The sequence below is a fragment of the Variovorax sp. KK3 genome (assembly GCF_001984055.1).
Classification (GTDB): Bacteria; Pseudomonadota; Gammaproteobacteria; order Burkholderiales; family Burkholderiaceae_C; genus Variovorax.
On the sequence record NZ_LYVO01000019.1, the window covers coordinates 59,834 to 81,982 of the forward strand.

At 68.2% G+C, this 22,149-nt stretch carries 20 protein-coding genes and 1 tRNA gene; 9 read left to right on the forward strand and 12 right to left on the reverse strand.

Features of this window, described 5'->3' with window-relative positions; all coding sequences use genetic code 11:
• Positions 1 to 19: 19 nt before the first annotated feature.
• The 3 genes from B0W80_RS11735 to B0W80_RS11745 form a co-directional block, all read right to left on the reverse strand.
• Entirely contained in the window at positions 20 to 976 is a 957-nt protein-coding gene (locus tag B0W80_RS11735) for an alkaline phosphatase D family protein (RefSeq protein WP_076999317.1), read from the reverse strand.
• An 86-nt stretch (positions 977 to 1,062) separates the two neighbouring features.
• The gene (locus B0W80_RS11740; RefSeq protein WP_256856549.1) at positions 1,063 to 5,925 is read right to left on the reverse strand and encodes an NAD-glutamate dehydrogenase; all 4,863 of its coding nucleotides are present in this window, start codon (positions 5,923 to 5,925) and stop codon (positions 1,063 to 1,065) included.
• A 171-nt stretch (positions 5,926 to 6,096) separates the two neighbouring features.
• Positions 6,097 to 6,534: a CBS domain-containing protein gene (locus tag B0W80_RS11745; protein WP_076999318.1), complete on the reverse strand. Its 438-nt coding sequence runs from the start codon at positions 6,532 to 6,534 to the stop codon at positions 6,097 to 6,099.
• Positions 6,535 to 6,640: 106 nt separating this feature from the next.
• On the opposite strand from B0W80_RS11745, the gene B0W80_RS11750 reads away from it, so the two are divergent.
• Positions 6,641 to 7,432: an SDR family oxidoreductase gene (locus tag B0W80_RS11750; protein ID WP_076999319.1), complete on the forward strand. Its 792-nt coding sequence runs from the start codon at positions 6,641 to 6,643 to the stop codon at positions 7,430 to 7,432.
• 12 nt (positions 7,433 to 7,444) lie between these two features.
• On the opposite strand, the gene B0W80_RS11755 is transcribed toward B0W80_RS11750, so the two are convergent.
• Complete coding sequence (locus B0W80_RS11755; protein WP_076999320.1) at positions 7,445 to 7,825, reverse strand: FHA domain-containing protein; 381 nt, start codon at positions 7,823 to 7,825, stop codon at positions 7,445 to 7,447.
• Positions 7,826 to 7,969: 144 nt separating this feature from the next.
• Positions 7,970 to 8,896, reverse strand: a complete 927-nt coding sequence (locus B0W80_RS34865; protein WP_179106891.1) for a LysR family transcriptional regulator — start codon at positions 8,894 to 8,896, stop codon at positions 7,970 to 7,972.
• A gap of 142 nt (positions 8,897 to 9,038) precedes the next feature.
• Here B0W80_RS34865 and B0W80_RS11765 point away from each other — a divergent pair, with 142 nt between their 5' ends.
• From B0W80_RS11765 to B0W80_RS11785, 5 genes are all read left to right on the forward strand, one after another.
• Positions 9,039 to 10,016 (forward strand): tripartite tricarboxylate transporter substrate binding protein, encoded by a 978-nt coding sequence (locus tag B0W80_RS11765; protein WP_076999322.1) that lies wholly within the window; start codon positions 9,039 to 9,041, stop codon positions 10,014 to 10,016.
• A gap of 52 nt (positions 10,017 to 10,068) precedes the next feature.
• Entirely contained in the window at positions 10,069 to 10,563 is a 495-nt protein-coding gene (locus tag B0W80_RS11770; RefSeq protein WP_076999323.1) for a hypothetical protein, read from the forward strand.
• Entirely contained in the window at positions 10,560 to 11,279 is a 720-nt protein-coding gene (locus B0W80_RS11775; RefSeq protein WP_076999324.1) for a S9 family peptidase, read from the forward strand. The genes B0W80_RS11770 and B0W80_RS11775 overlap by 4 nt, the downstream gene beginning before the upstream one ends.
• Positions 11,280 to 11,293: 14 nt before the next feature.
• On the forward strand, positions 11,294 to 11,968 hold the full coding sequence (locus B0W80_RS11780; protein WP_076999350.1) for a hypothetical protein: 675 nt from the start codon (positions 11,294 to 11,296) through the stop codon (positions 11,966 to 11,968).
• 389 nt (positions 11,969 to 12,357) lie between these two features.
• Entirely contained in the window at positions 12,358 to 13,794 is a 1,437-nt protein-coding gene (locus tag B0W80_RS11785; RefSeq protein ID WP_179106892.1) for a phospholipase D family protein, read from the forward strand.
• 104 nt (positions 13,795 to 13,898) lie between these two features.
• Here the strand turns inward: B0W80_RS11785 and B0W80_RS11790 are convergent, their stop codons facing one another.
• A complete protein-coding gene (locus B0W80_RS11790; RefSeq protein ID WP_076999326.1) occupies positions 13,899 to 14,549 on the reverse strand; it encodes a hydrolase in 651 nt (216 codons plus the stop codon).
• 160 nt (positions 14,550 to 14,709) lie between these two features.
• Here B0W80_RS11790 and B0W80_RS11795 point away from each other — a divergent pair, with 160 nt between their 5' ends.
• Complete coding sequence (locus B0W80_RS11795; RefSeq protein ID WP_076999327.1) at positions 14,710 to 15,591, forward strand: LysR family transcriptional regulator; 882 nt, start codon at positions 14,710 to 14,712, stop codon at positions 15,589 to 15,591.
• A gap of 34 nt (positions 15,592 to 15,625) precedes the next feature.
• On the opposite strand, the gene B0W80_RS11800 is transcribed toward B0W80_RS11795, so the two are convergent.
• The 6 genes from B0W80_RS11800 to B0W80_RS11830 all read right to left on the reverse strand — a co-directional run bounded on the left by B0W80_RS11800 (position 15,626) and on the right by B0W80_RS11830 (position 20,704).
• Positions 15,626 to 16,528 (reverse strand): pirin family protein, encoded by a 903-nt coding sequence (locus B0W80_RS11800; protein WP_076999328.1) that lies wholly within the window; start codon positions 16,526 to 16,528, stop codon positions 15,626 to 15,628.
• Between the two features lie 255 nt (positions 16,529 to 16,783).
• Positions 16,784 to 16,873, reverse strand: a tRNA-Ser gene (locus tag B0W80_RS11810).
• A 54-nt stretch (positions 16,874 to 16,927) separates the two neighbouring features.
• Positions 16,928 to 18,259, reverse strand: a complete 1,332-nt coding sequence (serS, locus tag B0W80_RS11815; RefSeq protein WP_076999330.1) for a serine--tRNA ligase — start codon at positions 18,257 to 18,259, stop codon at positions 16,928 to 16,930.
• 50 nt (positions 18,260 to 18,309) lie between these two features.
• Positions 18,310 to 19,242: a threonine/serine dehydratase gene (locus B0W80_RS11820; protein ID WP_373038562.1), complete on the reverse strand. Its 933-nt coding sequence runs from the start codon at positions 19,240 to 19,242 to the stop codon at positions 18,310 to 18,312.
• Between the two features lie 35 nt (positions 19,243 to 19,277).
• A complete protein-coding gene (gene ispH / locus B0W80_RS11825; protein WP_076999331.1) occupies positions 19,278 to 20,243 on the reverse strand; it encodes a 4-hydroxy-3-methylbut-2-enyl diphosphate reductase in 966 nt (321 codons plus the stop codon).
• A 2-nt stretch (positions 20,244 to 20,245) separates the two neighbouring features.
• Positions 20,246 to 20,704 (reverse strand): peptidylprolyl isomerase, encoded by a 459-nt coding sequence (locus B0W80_RS11830; protein ID WP_076999332.1) that lies wholly within the window; start codon positions 20,702 to 20,704, stop codon positions 20,246 to 20,248.
• 65 nt (positions 20,705 to 20,769) lie between these two features.
• On the opposite strand from B0W80_RS11830, the gene radC reads away from it, so the two are divergent.
• Together radC and B0W80_RS11840 are read left to right on the forward strand one after the other, a co-directional pair.
• Positions 20,770 to 21,447 carry a DNA repair protein RadC gene (gene radC, locus B0W80_RS11835; RefSeq protein ID WP_076999333.1) on the forward strand — a complete coding sequence of 226 codons (678 nt, stop codon included), beginning with the start codon at positions 20,770 to 20,772 and terminating at the stop codon, positions 21,445 to 21,447.
• Positions 21,448 to 21,486: 39 nt separating this feature from the next.
• On the forward strand, positions 21,487 to 22,146 hold the full coding sequence (locus B0W80_RS11840; RefSeq protein ID WP_076999352.1) for a Smr/MutS family protein: 660 nt from the start codon (positions 21,487 to 21,489) through the stop codon (positions 22,144 to 22,146).
• Positions 22,147 to 22,149 lie beyond the last annotated feature (3 nt).

Consider the following 22,149-nt stretch of genomic DNA (forward strand, 5'->3'; position numbering starts at 1 on the left):
GCCCGCGCCGGCAAGGACGCTACTGCCATGCGGCGCGATCGATGCTGCCTTGGTACTGCAAGACACCCGACTTGAAGATCTCGATCTTCACCGTGCCGTCGTCGATGTCGAGCAGGCCCCAGTTGCGCTGCAGCGCGCCGATGGTGACGCCGGTGCGCACCGCCGCGCCGGAAGAGGTCGTCTCGAAGAGGCGGCGGCCGCCGGGCAGGTCGTAGCTGGCCAGGTTGTTGTCGTGGATGTCACCGCTCAGGATCACGATGCGGTGCTGAGCGGCAAGTGCCAGCAGCCGGTCGTATTCGTGCTTGTGGTCGAGCCAGGTCTCGCCGTTGCGCGCGTCGAACACCACGCCGGTCGCGATCAAATGAACGGTGGCCGGGTCGGCCGCCGCGCAGGCTGCCTCCATCGCAGCCAGCTGGGCCTGGCCGAGCAGCGGTCCGCTGCCGCGACGGCTCTTGTAGCTGCGCCCATCGGTCAGGTGGAGCAGCACCTTGTGGGCAAGCTGCACCGTGCTGTAGCCCGGCTCCGGCACATTGTTCGGCCAGGCGAAAGGCGCCGCCGGATAGCTGCCCGGTGCCAGGCGCGCCGCGAGCGCCTTGCGGAACGCGGCAAACACCGCCCGGCTGGGCGGAATCAGATGCGCCCACGCCGGCTGCTTGGCGACATCGGCGCCGCAGGCGTCGTTCCACAAGAAATCGTGGTCATCCCAAATGGCGTGGGTCTCCAGCCCGGGCATCTGCACCAGCGCGCGAAAGTCCGGCTGCGCCAGCTGGCTCGCGATGCGCCCATGCGCATGCTGCGCGAACTGGTTCGCGGTCATCTCCTTGATCGCGCCGACGCTGGCACCCTGCCCCACGTCGTAGTAGGCCGAATCGCCCAACAGCACCAGCACGTCGGGCTGGCGCGCGGCGACCTCTTGCCACGCGGGCTGTTGCGGAAAGCTGACCGCGGACATGCACGAGCTGAAGGCGATGCGCATTGGTGATCCTCGAACGTGGGCGAGCGCAGCATAGGCGTCGCCCGCCCCGTCGGCCATCCTGCCTTTGAGGGAGGCGGCCTTCCCCGCTACGCCAGCGCCCGCAGTTCCCGCAACGCCACGGCGAGCATGGCCGCATCGGGCGCCGCCACCGCGCGCAGTTCGCCCATCAGCTGCGCGGCGCGTTCGAGCGTGCGGCCATTGCTGGCCTGCCAGGCATCGACCAGCGCATCGGGCGATTCCGATTCGGCCGCGGGATCGGACTCGGCGCCACCCGCCAGCACCGCGCCGGTGATGGCGCGCTGCAAGCCCGACAGGTCGTCCTGCATCGCGCCCTTCGCCAGCGCCTGCCAGTGCTGGTCGCCCGGCAGGGCCGAGATGCGGTCGCGCAGCCAGGGCATGCCGAGCTTGTTGGCCAGGTCGAAGTAGATCGCCGCGACCAGTTGCACGGGCCAGCGCGCGCTGCCGGCGATCTCGGCGATGTCGAGCGTGGCGTAGAGCGTTCCGAAATTGAGCACCCGTTCGGCCAGCTCGCGCGGCACGCCCTTCGCGGTGTACTGCTCCACCGCGGCTTCGACGCGCGCACGCTCGTCGGCGTCGAGCAGCTGCGGCAGCCGCGCCGACAGGGTTTCGACGTTCGACTTGAAGTGCTCGATGGTCGACGCCATGTCCTCGGCCAGACGCCGAGAGCGCAGGAACCACGTGGTGCCGCGCTCCAGCTGGCGACTGGTGTCGATGAGCATGCGCGACTGCACCTCGTCGTCGACGCGGTTGTCCAACGCCTCGATGGCCAGCCACAGCGGCACCATGCCGAAGATCTCGCGCGACAGCAGGTAGGCACGCACCACCTCGAAGGCACGCGCGCCGGTGGTCTCGACCAGCCGGTGCACGAAGGTGCTGCCGACGCGGTTGACGGTGCTGTTGGTGACGTGCGTCGCGATGATCTCGCGCTTGAGCGGATGGCGCGGCATCCAGCCCGCGAACTTCTCGCGCATCAATGCCGGGAAGTAGCGCTCCAGCGCGGTCGCGACCCAGGGGTCGTCGGGCAGCGGCGATTCCAGCAGCTCGTCGTAGAGCCAGATCTTGCTGTACGCCAGCACCACCGCGCGCTCGGGGCTCGACAGGCCCTGGCCCTGGGCGCGGCGCTCGGCCAGCTCCTCGTCGGTCGGCAGGTATTCGATCGCGCGGTTGAGCCGCCCGGCCTTCTCGAGGAACTGCATGAAGCGCGTCTGCGCATCGAGCAGCTGCGGCGCCATGCGGCTCGTGACCGACAACACCTGCGTCTGGAAGACGTTGTCGCGCAGCACCAGCGCTGCGACGTCGTCGGTCATCTCGGGCAGGATCGCGTTGCGCTGCTTCTCGGTGAGCTCGCCCTCGGTGATCGGCAGGCCCAGCAGGATCTTGATGTTGACCTCGTGGTCGGACGTATCGACCCCCGCCGAGTTGTCGATCGCGTCGGTGTTGATGCGCCCGCCCGCACGCGCGAACTCGATGCGCCCGAGCTGCGTGGCGCCCAGGTTGCCGCCTTCGGCAAAGACTTTGCAACGCAGCTCGCGGCCGTTGACGCGCAGCGCATCGTTGGCGCGGTCGCCCACCTGGGCATGGGTTTCGCTGGTCGCCTTGACGTAGGTGCCGATGCCACCGTTGTAGATCAAAGCGACCGGCGCCTTGAGGATCGCGTTGACCAGCTCGGTGGGCGTGAGCGAATCGGCTTGGATGTCGAGCACCTGCTTGACCTGCGGTGTCAGCGCGATCGACTTGGCGCTGCGCGCGTGGACCCCGCCGCCTTCGGAAATCAGCGAGGCATCGTAGTCGGCCCACGACGAGCGCGGCAGCTTGAACATGCGCTCGCGTTCGGCGAAGCTCTTCGCGGCATCCGGCGTCGGGTCGAGGAAGATGTGTCGATGGTCGAAAGCCGCCACCAGCAGGATGTGCCTCGACAGCAGCATGCCGTTGCCGAACACGTCACCCGACATGTCGCCCACGCCCGCCACCGTGAACTCGGTGCTCTGGGTGTCGATGCCCATCTCGCGGAAATGCCGCTTCACCGATTCCCACGCGCCGCGCGCGGTGATGCCCATGGCCTTGTGGTCGTAGCCCACCGAACCGCCCGAGGCGAAGGCGTCGCCGAGCCAGAAGCCGTATTCCTTGCTGATGCCGTTGGCGTAGTCGCTGAAGGTCGCGGTGCCCTTGTCGGCGGCCACTACCAGGTAGGGGTCGTCCGGGTCGTGGCGGCGCACCTGCGCCGGCGGCACCACCCTGGTACCGGCCAGGTTGTCGGTGATGTCGAGCAGGCCGCGCAGATAGTCCTGGTAGCAGGCCACGCCCTCGCGCATGTAGGCGTCGCGGTCGCTCGGCGAAGGCGCACGCTTGAGCACGAAGCCGCCTTTCGAACCCACCGGCACGATCACGATGTTCTTGACCATCTGGGCCTTCACCAGGCCCAGCACTTCGGTGCGGAAATCTTCCGGCCGGTCGGACCAGCGCAGGCCGCCGCGCGCCACCCGGCCACCGCGCAGGTGCACGCCCTCGAAGCGCGTCGAGTAGACGAAGATCTCGAAGAGCGGCTTGGGCGCCGGCAGGTCCGGCACCTTGGCCGCGTCGAACTTGAAGGACACGAAGCTGCGCCGCCGCCCATCGGCATCGCGGCGCCAGAAGTTGGTGCGCAGCGTGGCCTGCATCAACGCCAGGTACTGCCGCAGCACGCGGTCTTCGGAGAGGTTCGACACCGCATCGAGCGCCGTCTCGATCTCGCGTACCTTCTGCGCTTCGCGCTCGGCCGCGTCGCCGGCCACCTCCGGATCGAAGCGCACCTTGAAGAGCTCCACCAGCGCGCGCGCGATGCCGGCATGCGTGGCCAGCGTGCTCTCGATGAACGATTGCGACAGCGAGAAGCCGATCTGCCGCATGTACTTGGCGTAGGCCCGCAGCACCACGATGTCGTGGGCCGGCAGGCGCGCCGCGAGCACCAGCCGGTTGAAGTCGTCGTTCTCGACCTCCCCGCCCAGCACGGCGGCGAAGGCCTCTTCGAACACCGGGCGCAAGGCGTCGACCTCGATGTCGGCGTCACCGGTGGCGCTCTGCAGGCCGAAGTCGTGGATCCAGACCGGTGCCTCGCCAGGCGGCGACAGGCGGTGCGGATGCTCGTCGAGCACCTTCATGCCCAGGTGCTCCAGCATCGGCAGGCTGGACGAGAGCGTGAGCGGCTCGCCGCGGCGCAGCAGCTTGAAGCGCAGCGTGTCGGGCGGCGCTTCGAGCGGCCGGTACAGGTTCATGCCCAGCGGCTGCGCATCGTCCAGCCCCGAGATCAGCTCGATGTCGTGCACCGCGGCGCGCGCGGCGAATTCATCGCGGTAGCCGGCCGGGAAGGCGCCGCCGAAGCGCCGCAGCAAGGCATTGCCGCGGGCCTCGCCGGCGGCTTCGATCAGCGCCGTCTTCAGGTCGTCGTCCCAGCGCCGGGCCGCGGCGACCAGCCGCTCTTCGAGCTCCCGCACGTCGAAGTCGGGAATGCTGCCGGGCTTCGTGCGCACCGTGATCTGAATGCGCGCCAGCACCGACTCCGACAGATGCACGTTGAATTCGGAGCTGGTGCCGTTGAACGCGCGCAGCAGGATGTCCTGCCATTTCTGGCGCAGCTCGGTGGTGTAGTTCTCGCGCGGCGCGTAGATCAGGCACGACAGAAAACGCTCGAACGGATCGCGCCGCACGAACAGCCGGAAGCGCTGGCGTTCGCCCAGGTGCAGGATGCCCATGGCAGTCTGCAGCAGGTCGTCGTCGCCGGTCTGGAACAGCTCGTCGCGCGGATAGGTCTCGAGGATGTTGATCAGCGCCTTGCCCGAGTGGCTTCCGGCCGCCAGGCCGGCGCGCTCGACCACGCTCGCGATCTTGCGGCGAAGCAGCGGAATGTCCGCCGGGTTCGCGCTGTAGGCACTCGAGGTGAAGAGCCCGAGGAAGCGGTCTTCGCCGCAGACCTCGCCTTGGTTGTCGAAGCGCTTGACCGCCACGTAGTCGAGGTGGCCGGGGCGGTGCACGGTGGAGCGCGAGGTCGACTTGGTCACCACCAGCAGCTCGGGCCGGCGCGCGTAGGCCCGCACCTCCGGCGGCAGGGCGGCGAAAGCGGCGGCGCCGTCCGACTTGGACCCGGCCTCGCGCAGGATGCCGAGCCCGGAGCCGGCAACCACCTTCAACACGTCTTCGCCATCGACGCGCGCCAGCTCGTGGCTGCGGCAACCGAGGAAGGTGAAGTGGCCATCGGCCAGCCACCGCAGAAAGGCCTGGCCCTCGGCCAGCTCCTGTGGCGGAAGCGGCGGCGCACGTTCGTCCAGGCCCTGCACGATCGACAGCACACGCTCCTGCATCGCCTTCCAGTCGCCCACCGCCAGCCGCACGTCGTCGAGCACGCGGGCCAGGTCGCCGGCCAGCGCCTCCATGCGCTCCGCCTCGGACACGCGGTCGACCTCGACGTGAATGAAGGATTCGCGGCGCGCGTCGGGCGAGCTGCCGTGCTCGGCGGCCAGGCCTTTCAGAACGCCATCGGCGCCCCGCTCGACCGCCACCAGCGGATGGATGATCAGGTGCAGCGTGAGCCCATGCCGGTTGACTTCCATCGTCACCGAATCGACGAGGAAAGGCATGTCGTCGTTGACCATCTCGATGATGGTGTGCGTGGACTGCCAGCCGTGCTCCGCGACGGTCGGGTTGAAGACGCGCACCTTGGGACGGCCCGGCTCACGCTTGCGCGCGAAGCCCCAGTGCGAGAGCGCTGCGCCGTAGAGGTCGGCGGCTTCCCGGTCGGCCAGATCCTCGGGGTCGACCTGGCCGTAGTAGCGCTGCACGAAGCCGGCCACTTCGCCTGCCGTTTCGGCCGGCAGCTTCGTGCGTACCAGCCGCTCCACTTCGTCCAGGCGTTCTGCCCGGCGTTCCGTTTCCGTCGTCTGCGTTGTCATCAGCATGCTCGTCTCCGGTTCGGGCTCGTAATCTACATCGCAACGAGGGCGAAAGGATGACTTGCGGATGACGATGCGCCGCGGCGCCCGGCATCGGGAACCACCGGGTCGGATCGGGGCGCACGTGAGGGAGCACCGGGCATCGAATGCCCGTCGATCGCAGCGAGTGGCGGCGTATCAGCCGGCGATGTACTGGTGCAGCTGCTCGATGATGAACTTCTGCTCCGAGATGATGCCCTTGACCAGGTCGCCGATGGAGATGAGCCCGATCAGCTTGCCATCGTCGTCGAGCACCGGCAGGTGGCGCACGCGGCTCTCGGTCATCACGGCCATGCACTCCTCGCTGGTCTGGGACGGGCGCACACAGATCACCGAGCTGGTCATGATCTCGCGCAGCTTGGTGTCCTTGGACGAGCGCGCCATCAGCACGACCTTGCGCGCATAGTCGCGCTCGCTGAGCACGCCGACCATGCGGTCGCCTTCCATCACCAGCAGGGCGCCGATGTTCTTTTGCGCCATCAGCGCGACGGCCTCGAACACCGAGGCGTCCGGCCCGATGCTGTGCACGACGCCGGTGCCGCCTTTTTCCTTGAGGATTTCAGCCACTGTCTTCATTCATCTCTCCGGGTAGGGCACGTGCATGCATGAAAGCACAGGCCGGGCAGGCTCGGCAAGCCCCCTCTACCATCGACGTCATCGCAATACCACGGTGGAGTGACTCATGGATCTCGAACTCAGCGGCAAGCACGTGCTCGTGACCGGCGGCAGCCGAGGCATCGGGCTGGCCTGTGCGCGCGGCTTTTTGCGCGAAGGCGCGCAGGTCAGCCTCGCGGGGCGCAGCCAGGGCCACCTGGATGCGGCGCTCGCGCAACTGCGCTCGGAGGGCCACGCCGCGGTGCGCGGCTACGCGGCCGACCTGGCGGATGCCCAGGCCGCACTCGCGATGCTGGACGCGGCCGAGGCGGGACTGGGGCCCGTCGACATATTGGTCAACTCGGCCGGCGCGGCCCGCCGCACGCCCTTCGACGAACTGCAGCCCCCCGCCTGGCAAAGCGCGATGCAGGCCAAGTTCTTCACCTACATCCACGTGATGGACCCGGCCATCAAGCGCATGGGCGCGCGCGGCGCCGGCGCCATCGTCAACATCATCGGCATGGGCGGCAAGGTCGCTTCGCCCACCCACCTGGCCGGTGGGGCCGCCAATGCCGCGCTGATGCTGGCCACCGCAGGGCTGGCGACCGCCTACGGGCCGCGCGGTGTGCGCGTGAACGCGGTCAACCCGGCCATGACGCTCACCGACCGCATGGCCGAGGGGCTGGCCGCCGATGCGCGGCTCAAGCAGCGCAGCGTGGAGGAGGTGCGGCGCGACGCCGAAGCACGCATGCCGCTCGGCCGCATCGCCACGCCGGAGGACATCGCCGATGCGGTGCTGTTCCTGTGCTCGCCGCGCGCGGGCTACATCTCGGGCGCGATCGTGTCGATGGACGGGGCGGCGACGCCGATGGTGGTCTGAGCGCTCGAGCCGCTAGCGGGTGACGCTGCCGCGCACCGACGCCGGCGGCCGCAGCTTGTCGAGGTCGAGCAGTAGGCCGGGCACTGTCATGAGCCGCAGGGCTTCGACCTGGGTGTACTCCTGGTCCCCTGCCAGAAAGCGCAGTTCGCAGGCGCCGACGCGGATGCTGTCGCCGTTGGCGAGCACCTGGGTCTCGATGCGCTCGTCGTTGACGTAGGTGCCGTTGCGGCTTCCCATGTCCTTGATGGTGACGAAGGCCTCACCCACGGAGATCAGGGCATGCACCCGGCTCACCTGGTCCACGTCGATGACGAGATCGTTCGTGGTGGCCCGGCCGATCCTGGTTTCCTTCCCCAGCGCTATCTGCTTGGTCTGGCTCGCGCTGATCATCATGATCAATCGTGGCAAAAATCGCTCCTCTTTGTAGGCTTAGTCTTACAAAGGAAGCGTAGCCCAGATTCCCAGGGCCACAGGTCGTAGAACCCCTCGTCGGGGTAACAAGGTGTTCGAGCCCGCGCGGCACTCTGCCGTGGCGCCTCAGACCATGCCCATGGTCCGGGCGATCAGCTCGAACTGCTGCCGCAGCCAGCGATGGGCCGGGTTGTGGTGCATGCGCTCGTGCCAGAACATCGACGTGCTCACGTCCTCGAGCGCGAGCGGCGGTTCGAGCACCTGCAGCTGCCACACCACGGCAAAGTGCTGGGCGATGCGCTCGGGCAGCGTGGCCAGCATGTCCGACTGCGCCACCAGGCCCGGCGACACCAGGGTGGACGACACCCGCGCACCGATGGTGCGTGCCATGCCCGCATGCTCCAGGGCTTCGTCGACCACGGATTCAAGCGTCGATGCCCCCGTGCGGCCCAGGGCGTAGAACACATGCGGGTACCTCGCGTACTGCGCCCGGGTCAGCCGCCCCTGCACCTCGGGATGCCCGGCCGCGGCGATGACCCGCATGGGCTGGCGCAGCAGCGGCGTGAAGCGCAGGCCCGGCGGCGCATCGCGGATGAAGGCGACCACGAGGTCGATGCCGCCCTCCTCCAGGTCGTGCCGCACGCGCGCCAGGTCGGGCGGCTGCAGGGTCAGCTGCACGGCCGGCGCGAGCCGGCGCACGTGCGCGATCAGCGAGGGCATCAGCAGGTAGCCCAGGGTTTCGCTCGCGGCGATGCGGAAGCGCTCGGTCGCCGTCGCGGGCTCGAAGTCGGCACGGTCGGCCACGGCCTGATCGACCAGGTCGAGCGCCTGTTGGAAGCGGTCGGCCAGTTGCCGCGCGCGTGGCGTGGCGACCATGCCTTTGTCGGTTCGCACCAGCAGCGGATCGGCGAACTGCACACGAAGCCGCGCCAGGGTGGCGCTCATCGCCGGCTGCGTCATGCCCATGCGCTCGGCAGCGCGCGTCACGTGGCCCTCGGCCACCAGGGCGACGAGGCAACGCAGCAGGTAGACGTCGAGATGGCGGGCTTGCATCGCCTGGATTATCCGCAGCGCCGCATGACCGCGCAGCCCTTCATGTGTGCCACGGCATGTCTGCATGCCGGGCCGGACATGGCGTGCGACGACGCCGCTCCACACAATCGCCGCAAGACCACAGGCCACAGGAGACGACACGATGAAGACATTCGCCATGCACGCACTACTGGCCGGCACTTTGCTGACCGCCGGCCACGCGGCGCACTCGCAGCAGCCCGACAGCTACCCCTCGAAGCCCGTGCGCATCGTGTTCGGCTTTCCGGCCGGCAGCGCCACCGACGTGGCGGCGCGGCGCGTGGCCGCCAAGCTCAGTGCCGAGCTGGGCCAGACCTTCTACGTCGAGAACCGGCCAGGCGCCGGCGGCAGCATCGGCGGCGAGGTCGCGGCCAAGGCGCCGGCCGACGGCTACACGCTGCTGGCCGCCACCACCAGCGAGATGGCGATCAACAAGCCGGCCGGCATGCGCGTCGGCTTCGACCCGGCGAAGGACTTCATCCCCATCGGCCTGCTGTTCACCAGCAACCCGGTGCTGGTGGCGAGCAACGCGTCGAAGCTCGAGACCGTGCCCGAACTCGTCGCACGCGCCAAGGCGCGGCCGGGCGAGGTGAACTGGGCGACGGTCAACGCATTCCAGCAGGTGTTCATCGCTTCGTTCCAGAAGGCCGCGGGCGTGAAGCTCAATGTCGTGCCCTACAAGGGCACCGCCTTCGCGATGACCGACGTGGTCGGCGGCCAGCTCGACGGCATGGTGGGCTACCCGGCCGAAGCCATGGCCCAGACCTCGGTCGGCCGCGCCAAGGCGCTGGGGTTGGGCGGCGCGCAGCGCAACACCTTCATGCCCGCCACGCCCACGCTGGGCGAGCTCGGCTATGCCGACCTGGACCTGGTCGTCTGGGGCGGCATCTTCGCGCCTGCGGGTACGCCGCGGCCCATCGTCGACAGGATCAACCGCGCCATCCGCAACGCCAACGCCACGCCCGACGTGCGCGAGGCACTGGCCAAGACCGGCTCGGAGGTGAAGCTCTACAACGCCGACGAGTTCGCCGCCTTCATCGGCAACGAGATCACGCGCTGGGACAAGCTCGTGCGCGAGACCGGCGTGAAGATCGGCGAATGAGCGCGTCGCCGGTCCAGTATTTTTCCAACCCCGTCAAAAGAAGGCCCATCCCATGACCGTCGCCGACAAGACCTACGAGATGCCCATCCAGGCGTTGACCCCGCAGCAGATGCAATCGCGCGTGGCGCGTTTCAAGGAGCTGCGCTTCCCGCCCGACCGCTACCCCGACAGCCAGCTGCCGGGCCACGTGCGCCGCAACTACCTGGTCATCGGCCGCGGCCTGGTGGTCGAGGGCGGCAAGGACCCGATGTCGGCGATCCCGATCGACGAGGGCTTCCAGATGTCGTACGTCGAAGCCGAGCCCGGCAACGGCCCGATGCTGCACAACCACGACACCAACGAAACCTTCGTCGCCATCAAGGGACGCTGGCGCGTGATCTGGGGCGTGGACGAGGAGCATTCGGTCGACCTCGATCCGCTGGACGTCTGCTCGATGCCGGCCTACACCCCGCGCCGCTTCATCAACCTCGAGCCCGGCGAGGGCAGCACCATGGGCCTGCTGCTCGCGGTGCAGCCCGGCAACGCGCCCAACTGCGAGTTCATGTGAGCGGCTCCGAAGAAGGCATCACGCTGCAGGTGCTGCACACCACGCGCCGCCGCGTGCCGCTCGCGATCTGGCACCGCGCCGGCCTCGACACGCCGCGGCCGCTCGTGTTGATCGGCCATGGCGGCAGCGGCCACAAGACTGCGGCGGCCGTCGAGCGCGTGGCGCATGCGCTGGTGCGCGAGGCCGACTTCGTGGTCGCCGCGATCGACGGGCCGGTGCATGGCGAGCGGGCCGCAGCAGGCGAAGGCGCCGAGGCCGTGCGCGACCGCTTTCGCACGCTGTGGGCAGATGGTGGCAGTGTCGAGCCGATGGTGGCCGACTGGACCGACGCGCTCGACGACCTGTGCGCGATGCCCGTCGTCGACGCCGAGGTGATCGGCTGGTACGGCCTCTCGATGGGCACGGCCTATGGCCTGCCCGTGGTCGGCCGAACGCCCCGCGTGCGCTGCGCCGTGCTGGGCCTCTGGGGCGACTGCCGCCCGCGCGGTGACGAGATCCTTCAGCAGGCCGCGGCCGTGCGTGTTCCCGTGCTGTTCCAGGCCAAGCCAGGGGACGAGATCATCACGATCGCGGGTGCGCAGAAGGTCTTCGCGGCGCTCGGCTCGGCCGACAAGCGGCTCACGCTGCATCCGGGCCTGCACATCGAGATCGGCGAGCCGCAACTGGCCGAGGCGGTCGACTTTCTGCAGCAACGCCTGCGGCGCGGACGGGCATGAACGGCGCGTCGCCGATGCGCGCGGAACCGCGGCACCGCATCCTGACCGCGCCGCCGCCACCGCCCGCCGCGCTCGTGGAGGCGCTGCGCGCCTGCGCGACGGCCAACCTGGCTGACAGCCTGCCACAAGTGCAAGTCGCCCTCGGCCTCGTGCCGCGCCATGCCGTGGCCGGCGTGCTGTGCGGGCCTGCGCTCACCGTGCGCGTGGCCGCCGGCGACAACCTGCTGGCCCAGCATGCGATCGATCTTGCACAGCCCGGCGACGTGATCGTGATCGACGGTGCCGCCGGCGCGGAGCGCGCGCTGGTCGGCGAAGTCATGGGCCGCTGGGCGCACGCACGCGGGGTCGCCGGCTTCGTGGTCGACGGCGCGGTGCGCGACCTGGACTACCTGCGCCAGGGGCCGCTGCCGGTCTATTCGCGCAGCGTCTCGCCGCGCGGGCCCATGCGCACGGGCAACGGTGAAATCAACGGCGAGGTCACGGTGGGCGACGCCGTCGTCCGCGCCGGCGACCTGGTCGTGGGTGACCTCGACGGCGTTGTCTTCGTGCCGCAGGCCAGCGCGCCCGCCGCGATCGAGGCTTGCCTGCACATGATGACCTGCGAGCGCGAGACCTTCGAAGCGATACGCAACGGCACGCTGTCGCGGGCGTGGGTCGCCCAGGCGCTGGGCGGCGACGTGGCGGGCTAGCAGCCGATCGTTCCACTTCGGGCGACACAGCGTCCCCGGTTCCGGGGCTACCTTGGCGCGTGAGGGCGCAGCATCATCACGCCAGCCTGCAAGCGGAATCGGTTCGACGCTTCGGCGAGCCTCGCGAGACGAGCTTCGACCGTCACGGTCGAGGCACACCTCGGCGCTATCTCAACGCAACCGGAGCACGTCTTATCGCCTCGCCAGAGTCGGCGCAGTCTCATCGCTCGCCGCATCTATTCGCAACCTGTGTTCATGCCGGCATCGTGGCGATGGCGCTCGGGCTCGGCGCTTGCAGCACATTGCCCGACCAGAGCCCTCGCCTGCGAACCGTCGCGATTTCCGCCGAAGGATCGCAAGCCCGGCTGGACCACGTCGCTCAGGCGTCCATGGCCGATGCACCGGCTGGCGCCAGCGGCTTTCGACTGATGCTCGGTCCGGGCGGGCTGGACGCCCGGCTCGCGCTCATGCGCGGCGCGCAGCGCTCGCTCGACCTGCAGTACTACCACCTTCACGACGATGCCACCGGCCGGCTGGTGCTGCGCGAGTTGCGCGACGCCGCGCGGCGCGGCGTGCGCGTCCGGCTGCTGCTCGATGACTTGTACACGGACGGGCTGGAGCCGCTGCTCGAGGGGCTGGACGCCTACCCGAACGTCGAGATCCACCTGTTCAACCCCTTCCCCACGCGCGGCAGCATGGCCAAGCGCTTTGCGGCCGCGATGCTGGACTTCGCGCGGCTCAACCGCCGCATGCACAACAAGCTCTTCGTTGCCGATGGCGTGCTGGCAGTGACCGGCGGGCGAAACCTCGGCGACGAATATTTCATGCGCGGCACCCAATCGAACTTCTTCGATTTCGACATGCTCGTGGCTGGGCCGGTAGTCGCGCAGATGTCCAGCCTGTTCGACGAGTACTGGAATGCCGAACAGGTGCGAACCGCTGCATCGGTACTGCGCCCGGTCGCATCTTTCGCATCCCTGCGGCAAGCCTTCGATCAGCGCGTCGATGGCGTCGACACGCCTGATCCGCCGGCTTTTCGCGGGTTGGATCGATCGGGCCGCTTGCCGGTGGCCGACGAGCTGCGCGCGGGGTCGGTGCGAATGGTGTACGGCGCTGCCCAGGCCTTCGCCGACTCGCCGGCCAAGGCCTGGGGCGAGCGGCAGAGCCACCGCCTGCCGAGCGGCGCGCTCCTGGACAACAGCCACGTGCTGCTGACGACCGAGTTCCGTGCTGCGCAGCACGAGATCTGGCTCTCGTCGCCTTACATGGTCCCAGGCCCGGAGGCGCTGGAGCATGCGCGCACCAGTCGCAAGAATGGCGTGCGAATCAGCCTGCTCACCAACTCGCTGGCGGCCACGGACGAGCCTGTCGTGCATACCGGCTACCGGCGTTATCGCGACAACATGTTGCGGGCCGGCGTGCAGATCCACGAGCTGCACCCGAGCCTCGGCCGGCGGCTGCTTCTGCCCGGTGAGGTCGGCAGCGCGCCCCTGCGTCTGCACACCAAGGCCGCGGTGATCGACCGCAAGCAGATGTTCATCGGCTCGGTGAACATGGACCCACGCTCGGAGTCGTTGAACACGGAATTCGGGTTGCTCGCACAAAGCCCCGAACTGGCCGCTGAAGCGATCGGCCTGTTGGAGCTGCTCAAGCAGGAGGCCTCTTACCAGGTCAGGCTCAAGCAGGACTCCAGCCGTGATCTGGAATGGGTCTGGACCGATGAACGCAAGCAGCTGGAGGTGATCGACACCGAGCCCGGCTCGGACCCTTGGACGCGCCTGAAGCTCTACATCCAGTCGCTGCTGATTCCGGAGTCGCTGCTCTAGGCGGGGGCACCACGTCGATGCCACGAGAGCCCGCAACGATGATTGCCCTGCAGGCGCTTCTGCCCGATACGAAAGGGGCGTTTCATGCCCCTCGCATCGTCTTATCAGGCGCTGGCGGGCACCGGCGTGTTGAGCAACTGCTGCTCCCAGAGGTACGCGATGCCGCTGCCGCCGGCATGTTGCGTGATCACCTTCGTCAGTTCGGCGGCTTTTTCGGTCCGAGCCCAGTCCCGCTGCCATTCAGACGCCACCGCGAGCCAGGTCAGCATGTTCGCGCCGGCTGCGATCATCCGCTGGATGGCGACCTGATGCGCCTCGACCGACACGCCGCCGGAAGCATCGGTGACGACGGTGACGTCCCAGCCTTCGCCGAGGGCCTGGATCGTCGGCATCGCGACACACACCTCGGTCCACAGACCCGCGATGATCAGTTGCTTGCGGCCGGTTGCCTTGACGGCGTCGACCACCGTCTTGTCCTGCCAGGTGTTGATGAACGTACGGTCGATCACCTCCTGGCCGGGGAAGACCTCGGTGAGTTGAGGAAAGAGGAGGCCGCCTCGTTCGGCGATCACGCTGGTCAGGATGGTGGGCACACCGAAGGCCTTGGCGGCTTTTGCCAGGCCCACGGTGTTGTTGATGACCATCTGCGGTTCGTGACTGTTCAAGTTCGCAAGTTGGTAAGGCTGATGATCGATCAGGACGAGGATCGAATCTTCCGGACGAAGAAGTGAAGAAAGACCGTTGCGAGAAGTCATTGATGGGTTCCTGTGTTGCCGCTGCATGCGGAATGGCGGGATGGGTTCCGGGCGACGATGCCTTCGTGGCGTCGTCGCCTGCAGCCAGTATTCCGGTCTCGCGCAGCACGCGGTAGTACCATCATTCGTCGAACTGTGTCGCCGTCAAAGGAACGCCAGATTGGACATCGAGGACCTGCGTACATTCGTCGAAGTTGCCCATGCCGGGGGCGTTTCGCCGGCTGCCGTTCGGCTGGGAATTTCCAAGTCGATCGTGAGCCGGCGGCTGGTCCGGCTCGAGGGGGAACTCGGTGTCCAGCTTCTCGCGCGATCCACGCGCGGCGCGGCGCTCACCGAAGCCGGTGCCACGTTCCGGGACCATGCGGCCAGGGTCTGCGCCGAGATCGACACAGCCATCGAAACGATCCGGCCTTCAGGCGAGCTTCGCGGCCGCCTGAGGATCGCTGTGCCGCTGACGTTCGGGCCGACCCACTTCGCGCCCATGCTCGCGGAATGGGCCCGACGCCACCCCTTGCTCCAGCTCCAGACCTGCTACAGCGATCGATTCGTCGACCTGATCGCGGAAGGCTACGACTGTGCAATTCGTGTGGGCTATCTCGAAGACTCCAACCTCATCGCGAGGCGCGTCGGCCCCATCTACGGCAAGCTCGTGGCGAGCCCGGGGTATGTCAGCAAACATGGCGCCCCCGAAACACCGGATGAGCTGTCCGGCCATGAGGCCCTGATGCAGGGCACCGAAGCCTGGCAATTGATGGATGGCGACCGAATCATCAGCGTTCGGCCGCAGGGACGCTTCAAGGCCGACAACGGCACGGCCCTGGTGGCCGCTGCAGTCGCGGGAATCGGCATCGCGTACCTGCCCGACTGGCTCACTCACGAGTACGTTGCTTCTGGCGCGCTCGTGCCGATCATGGAGCGCTACCCACCGCCGCCAGCGGGTGCGTATGTCGTGCGACCGCCGGGCCAGCATCCCGCACGCAAGATTCGCGTGCTGACCGAGTTCCTGATCGAACACTGCGAGCAGTTGTCGGAACGACGATGAGCCGGCCCTGCGGGACGGTCAACGCCGTCGCGCGTCAGCGGAAGACAGGCACGTTGCCGGTGCTGGTGCGACGGTTTCCCGCTGCGACCATGCGTTGACGCAGTTCTTCGATGCGACGCTCGCCGGCCTCCAGCGCCTGCGCGGACGTGTGCACCGAGTAGTTTCCAAGGTGCAGTTCGTGCGGGTGCGGAACGGCCGAGGCCATCACGAACACTGCATCGCCCTCCGGCCCTGCCTGCACAGTGATCGCGGCTTCTGCGTCTTCGAAGACCACCATGTCACCCGCACGCACGGAGGTGTCGGCCTGCAGGGCTCCTTTTGCCAGGGCCAGCCAGCCGATCGAGTGGCCGGCCGGCGGCTGATAGGTCCACGACTCACCGGCCTTCAAGGTCACCAGCAGGTAGTTGATGCCTGACGGAGCCGGCGTCGGGCTGGTCACCCCTGCATGGGTTCCGAGAATGATCCTGGCCGGTCCGACAGTCGGGATGCCTTGCGACTCGATGTAGCGGCTCTCCGGTTCGCCGTTCTCCAGATCGGGCGGTAGCGCGAGCCAAAGCTGAAAGCCCTGCACGAAGTTCACGTCGTCTGGCGTGAGTTCCTTGCCATGCCACACGCCACTGCCTGCGCGCAACCATTCGACACCGCCGTACGACAAGGTCCCGGTACCCGACGACGGATCGTCGAACTTCATGCGTCCCTCGGTCAGCACGGTCACGGTCGCGATCCCGGAATGGGGATGGATGGACATGCCCGCGCCGGCGCGCATCGCGTCGAGCATCGGACGTTCCATGTCGAAGATGTCGAGGAAGACGAAGGGCTTCAGGCTCTCGCCCAGGTCGGACGGGCTCATGAGACGCGTAATGCCGCCATGGCTGTGCCCGCGGGTGCGATAGACGATGCGCCTGATGGTGGTGGTGGGGCTGGCGACGGCTTGCATGATCGTTCTCCTTGTGTACGGAAGATCGTAGGCTGGCAGGCCGTTCTTCACTAGCCTCGCGGCATCGACATCAGCGTTGCGAAATGCGGAACGCCCGAGGCGCAGCGATGTTGCTGCACCCCGTGCATGCCGCGCATGCCTTCATCGTTCCGTGTCGGCCCCGAGGAAACGCTGTTCTCGATGGCGCCCCTGATAGAACGCATGTCGATTGCGAAGTCGCCGGGGCAAAAGAAAACCCGCGCGAGGCGGGTTGTCTGGAGGAGAGGGAGGGATTCGAACCCTCGGTCCGTTCGCACGGACGCCTGATTTCGAGTCAGGTACATTCGACCACTCTGCCACCTCTCCGGTGTCTGGTCTCTTGTCGAGCCCGCGATTCTAGCAGCAGTTTTGGCTGCTTTTTCAGGCCCGAAGCACGCCGAGACCGCCCAGGTAAGGCCGCAGTGCTTCAGGCACCGCGATGGAGCCGTCGGCCTGCTGGTGGTTCTCGAGCACGGCCACCAGCGTGCGCCCGACCGCCAGGCCCGATCCGTTGAGCGTGTGCACCAGTTCGTTCTTGCCCTGCGCATTCTTGAAGCGCGCCTGCAGCCGCCGCGCCTGGAAGGCATCGCAGTTCGACACCGAGCTGATCTCGCGGTAGGTGTTCTGCGCCGGCAGCCAGACTTCGAGGTCGTAGGTTTTCGAAGCACCGAAGCCCATGTCGCCGGTGCACAGCAGCACCACGCGATAGGGCAGGTTCAATGCCTGCAGCACGGCCTCGGCGTGGCCGGTCATGGCCTCGAGCGCTTCGTCGCTCTTCTCCGGATGCGTGATCTGCACCATCTCGACCTTGTCGAACTGATGCTGGCGAATCATGCCGCGCGTGTCGCGGCCGGCGCTGCCGGCTTCCGAGCGGAAGCACGGGGTGTGTGCGGTCAGCCGGATGGGCAGTTGCGCCTCGGTCACCACCTCGTTGCGCACGAAGTTCGTAAGCGGCACCTCGCTGGTGGGGATCAGGTAAAGCGCCGAGTGGTCGGGTGCGGGCTCGCCTTCCTGGCCGCCCTTCTTGGCGGCGAACAGGTCGCCCTCGAACTTGGGCAATTGGCCGGTGCCGCGCAGTGTGTCGGCATTGACCACGTAGGGCACGTAGCACTCGGTGTAGCCGTGCTGCTGCGTCTGGATGTCGAGCATGAACTGCGACAGCGCCCGATGCAGCCGTGCGATCGGGCCTTTCATGACGGTGAAGCGCGAGCCCGCCAGCTTGACGCCGGTTTCGAAGTCGAGCCCCAGCGGCGCACCCAGGTCGACGTGGTCGCGCGCCTCGAAGCCGAGCGCGCGCGCGTCGCCACCGTTGCCGCCCTCGGGGCTCCAGCGGCGCACCTCGACGTTGGCGTGCTCGTCTTCGCCCACGGGCACGCTCGCATGCGGCAGGTTGGGCACGGCGAACAGCAGCGCCTGCAGTTCCGGCTGGATCTGTTCGAGGCGCGTGGCGGACGATTCCTGCTCGGCCTTGAGCGCATTGACCTCGGTCATCAGCGCGTCGACCGATTCGCCCTTGGCCTTCAGCGGCCCGATCTGCTTGTTGAGCGCATTGCGGCGGGCCTGCAGTTCTTCGGTGCGGGTCTGCAGCGTCTTGCGCTCGGCCTCGAGCGCGCTGAAGCTGGCGACGTCGAGGAAGGTCTGGTTCTTCTTGCGGGTTTCGAGGCGGGCAACGACCGAAGCGAGGTCCTTGCGCAACAGGGTGATGTCAAGCATCCGGCGATTTTAGGTGGGGCGCGGCCCCGCGCCCTCTCCCTGTCGCCCCGTCAACCGGCCAGGGTCGCCGGGTCCACGTTCGCGCCGCACACGATCAAGCAGACCTTCTCGCCCTCGCCCGGCTGGTAGCGGCCGGTGTGAAGCGCCGCCAGCGGCAGTGCCGCGGCCGGCTCCACGGCCAGCTTCAGCTCGTTCCACAGCCACAGTTGCGCGGCGCGGATCGCGTCGTCGGACAGAAGCAGGGCGTCGTGCAAATGGCGCTGGGTAATGCCCCACGACAAGCCGCCGACGCGCCGTGCACCCAGCGCATCGGCCGCGATGCCGCTCACCTCGACGTCGACCGGCGCCCCGGCCTCGCGGGCGCGGTAAAGCGTCGGCGCGCGCTCGGGCTCGAGTGCCACCACGCGGCTGCGCTGCTCGAACCAGGCCGCCAAGCCGCCGATGAGGCCGCCGCCGCCGACGCTGACCAGCACCGAATCGGGCAGGCCACCCTCTTGCTCGATTTCGCGGCCCAGCGTGCCGGCTCCGGCCACCACCTCGGGCTGGTCGTAGGCATGCGTCAACAACGCGCCGCTCTCGCGCTGCCGGGCGAGGCAGGCGGCCAGCGCGTCGGCATACACGTCGCCACCGACGACCACGTTCGCGCCCAACGCACGCAACCGGGCGCGCTTGGCCTCGGACGAGACGGTCGGCAGGAAGACCTCGCAGGGCACGCCCAGCGCCTGCGCCGCGGCTGCGGTCGCGATACCGGCATTGCCGCCCGAGGCGACGATGGCGCCGGCGGCCGGTATCTCGTTGGCGAGCAGCCGGTTCGTCATGCCGCGTGCCTTGAAGCTCCCGCTGACCTGCAAATGTTCGAGCTTGAGCCAGACCTCGACGCCGGGCACCGCGATGCCCAATGCGCGGCCGGGCAGTTTCCACAAGGGCGTGCGGCGGACGAAACCCGGCACGCGCGCCTCGAAGCGCGCGGCGGCCGAATCGATGTCGTGCCGCCAGTCGACCACCACGTCGTCGGCGCTCACGAGATGTGCCCCGGCGCGGACTTGTCGTCCAGCTTCAGGCCCTTGGGCAGCGGGAACTTCAGCGTTTCTTCGATGCCGTCCATCTTGCGCACCGACACCGCGCCCAGCGCCTTGACGCGATCGATCACCTCGCGCACCAGGATCTCGGGTGCCGAGGCGCCCGCAGTCAGCCCGACGCGGCTCTTGCCTTCGAACCACTCGGGCTTGAGCTCGTCGGCCGAATCGACCATGTAGCTCTCGGTGCCCAGGCGCTGCGCCAGTTCGCGCAGGCGGTTGCTGTTGGAGCTGGTCGGGCTGCCGACCACGATCACCAGGTCCACCTGCGGGCTCAGCAGCTTGACGGCGTCCTGCCGGTTCTGCGTGGCGTAGCAGATGTCCTGCTGCTTGGGCTCGCGCACGCTCGGAAAGCGCGCACGCACCGCGGCCGAGATCTCGGCCGCATCGTCCACCGACAGCGTGGTCTGCGTGACCACCGCGAGCTTCTCTGTCTGTGCGGGCTGGACCCGCGCCACGTCGGCCACGTCTTCCACCAGGTGGATGCCGCTGGTGAGCTGGCCCATCGTGCCCTCGACCTCGGGATGCCCCTTGTGGCCGATCATGATGAACTCGTAGCCTTCCTTCGCGAGCTTGGCGACCTCCACGTGCACCTTGGTCACCAGCGGACAGGTGGCGTCGAAGATCTCGAAGCCCCGTGCACGCGCCTCTTGCTGCACCGCCTTGCTGACACCGTGCGCGCTGAAGACCAGCGTCGCGCCCGGCGGCACTTCGGCCAGGTCTTCGATGAAGATCGCGCCCTTGGCCTTGAGATCATTGACGACGTAGGTGTTGTGCACGATCTCGTGGCGAACGTAGATCGGCGCGCCGAACTTGACGATGGCGCGCTCGACGATCTCGATCGCGCGGTCGACGCCGGCACAGAAGCCGCGCGGTTCGGCAAGGATGACCTCTTGCACGTTGGCCATGTTCACAACACCCCGATCAGTTGCACTTCGAAGCTCACCGGCTGGCCTGCCAAAGGATGGTTGAAGTCGAAGCGCACCGCCGTCTCGCCGATCTCGACCACCGCACCGGCATAGCTGCCGGTGCCGTCCGGCGTGGGGAACTGCACCACGTCGCCCATCGCATAGCGCTCGTCGGGGTCGCCCATCTTGGCGAGCAGGGTGCGCGCCACCCACTGCTGCATGTCGGGATTGCGGTCGCCGAAGGCCTCGCCGGGCGGCAGCTCGAACGTGGTGTGCGTGCCTTCCGCCAGGCCGATCAGCCGCTGCTCCATCGCCGGCGAAAGCTCCCCGGTGCCCAGCGACAGGGTGGCCGGCTTGGCACCGAAGGTGTTGATGATGTCGCCAGCAGGCCCGGCGAGCCGGTAGTGCAGCGTGAGGAAGGAGCCGGGCGCGACGACGGCGGCGGAAGAGGTGGAGGACACGGTCGGGGATCGCTATAGACTCGGGGCCCGTATTTTAGGGAGCGGCCCAAGAGCCCATTCCAGCCATGTCTTTCGACGAAATTCCCCTGGAGATGCGCCCGCGTGAAAAACTCATGACGCAAGGCGTGGGTGCGTTGGGCGATGCCGAGTTGCTGGCACTGCTGCTGCGCACCGGCACCCAGGGCAAGAACGTCCTGCAGTTCGCGCAGGAAATCCTTCATTCCTTCGGCGGACTGGCCGGCCTGCTGCACGCCAAGGTCGACGATCTGCGCCGCATCAAGGGCCTGGGCGGCAACGCCAAGCGGGCCGAGATCTTCGCCGTGCTCGAAATCGCCCGTCGCACCTCGGCCGAAGAGCTCAAGCAGCGCGCGGTCATCGACAGCCCCGAGACGGTCAAGCAGCACATCCAGCTCCAGATCGCAGCACGGCCTTACGAGGTCTTCGCGGCGCTCTTTCTCGATGCCCGGCACCGGCTGATCGCACTGGAAGAGCTTTTTCGCGGCACGCTGACCCAGACCAGCGTCTACCCGCGCGAAGTGGTGGCGCGGGCGCTGCACCACAACGCGGCCGCCGTGATCCTGGCGCACAACCACCCCAGCGGCTGCGTCGAGCCCTCGCGGGCCGACGAAGCCTTGACCAACGCGCTCAAGGCCGCCCTGGCGCTCATCGACGTACAAGTGCTCGACCACGTGATCGTGGCACCCGGCCGCTCGTTGTCGATGGCGGAGCGCGGGCTGGTCTGACGCTGCCGCCGGGCCCGGGCGCGTATGCTCGGCCGGGTCATGCCCAGAAGCAAGCCCCCCGCACTCAAGAGCCTTTCCGACCTCAAGGGCGTGCAGAAGACGCTGGCCGATCAGCGCGAACGCGAAGCTGCCGAAGCAGCCGCGCGCGCCGCGGCCGAGGCGAAGCGCGCCGCGGAGCAAGACCTGTTCGCCCGTGCCGTCGGCACCACTCAGCCGTTGCGGCGCAACGCCTCGGTGACGCTGGCACCCGAGCCGCCTGCGCCGATCCCGGTGCAGCATCAGCTCGACGAGCAACGCGTGCTGCGCGAGTCGCTGTCCGACGAGTTCGACGTCACCACCCTGCTCGACGCCGACGACGCGATGAGCTTTCGCCGCCCCGGCATTCCGACCGAGGTGACGCGCAAGCTGCGCGCCGGCGAATGGAGCATCCAGCGCGAGATCGACCTGCACGGCATGCGCAGCGACGAAGCGCGCGAAGCCCTGGGCGGCTTCATCCGCGAGGCCGGCAAGCTGGGCGTGCGCTGCGTGCGCGTGGTACACGGCAAGGGGCTCGGCTCGCCGGGGCGCCAGCCAGTGCTCAAGGCCAAGGTGCAGCGCTGGCTGATACAGAAGAGCGAGACGCTGGCCTTCGTGCAGGCCAAGCCGGCCGAGGGCGGGGCCGGGGCGCTTGTGGTGCTGTTGACGCCGACGCGGCGCTGACGC

What these genes read in the sequence shown, in the direction of transcription:
- B0W80_RS34865 (WP_179106891.1), bottom strand. Translation starts at nt 8,896, where the DNA reads ATGCAAGCCCGCCATCTCGACGTCTACCTGCTGCGTTGCCTCGTCGCC.
- ispH (WP_076999331.1), bottom strand. Translation starts at nt 20,243, where the DNA reads ATGGCCAACGTGCAAGAGGTCATCCTTGCCGAACCGCGCGGCTTCTGT.
- B0W80_RS11745 (WP_076999318.1), bottom strand. Translation starts at nt 6,534, where the DNA reads ATGAAGACAGTGGCTGAAATCCTCAAGGAAAAAGGCGGCACCGGCGTC.
- B0W80_RS11785 (WP_179106892.1), top strand. Translation starts at nt 12,358, where the DNA reads ATGGCCGATGCACCGGCTGGCGCCAGCGGCTTTCGACTGATGCTCGGT.
- B0W80_RS11840 (WP_076999352.1), top strand. Translation starts at nt 21,487, where the DNA reads ATGCCCAGAAGCAAGCCCCCCGCACTCAAGAGCCTTTCCGACCTCAAG.
- B0W80_RS11780 (WP_076999350.1), top strand. Translation starts at nt 11,294, where the DNA reads ATGCGCGCGGAACCGCGGCACCGCATCCTGACCGCGCCGCCGCCACCG.
- B0W80_RS11755 (WP_076999320.1), bottom strand. Translation starts at nt 7,825, where the DNA reads ATGATGATCAGCGCGAGCCAGACCAAGCAGATAGCGCTGGGGAAGGAA.
- B0W80_RS11740 (WP_256856549.1), bottom strand. Translation starts at nt 5,925, where the DNA reads ATGCTGATGACAACGCAGACGACGGAAACGGAACGCCGGGCAGAACGC.
- B0W80_RS11790 (WP_076999326.1), bottom strand. Translation starts at nt 14,549, where the DNA reads ATGACTTCTCGCAACGGTCTTTCTTCACTTCTTCGTCCGGAAGATTCG.
- B0W80_RS11750 (WP_076999319.1), top strand. Translation starts at nt 6,641, where the DNA reads ATGGATCTCGAACTCAGCGGCAAGCACGTGCTCGTGACCGGCGGCAGC.
- B0W80_RS11765 (WP_076999322.1), top strand. Translation starts at nt 9,039, where the DNA reads ATGAAGACATTCGCCATGCACGCACTACTGGCCGGCACTTTGCTGACC.
- B0W80_RS11770 (WP_076999323.1), top strand. Translation starts at nt 10,069, where the DNA reads ATGACCGTCGCCGACAAGACCTACGAGATGCCCATCCAGGCGTTGACC.
- radC (WP_076999333.1), top strand. Translation starts at nt 20,770, where the DNA reads ATGTCTTTCGACGAAATTCCCCTGGAGATGCGCCCGCGTGAAAAACTC.
- B0W80_RS11800 (WP_076999328.1), bottom strand. Translation starts at nt 16,528, where the DNA reads ATGCAAGCCGTCGCCAGCCCCACCACCACCATCAGGCGCATCGTCTAT.
- B0W80_RS11735 (WP_076999317.1), bottom strand. Translation starts at nt 976, where the DNA reads ATGCGCATCGCCTTCAGCTCGTGCATGTCCGCGGTCAGCTTTCCGCAA.
- serS (WP_076999330.1), bottom strand. Translation starts at nt 18,259, where the DNA reads ATGCTTGACATCACCCTGTTGCGCAAGGACCTCGCTTCGGTCGTTGCC.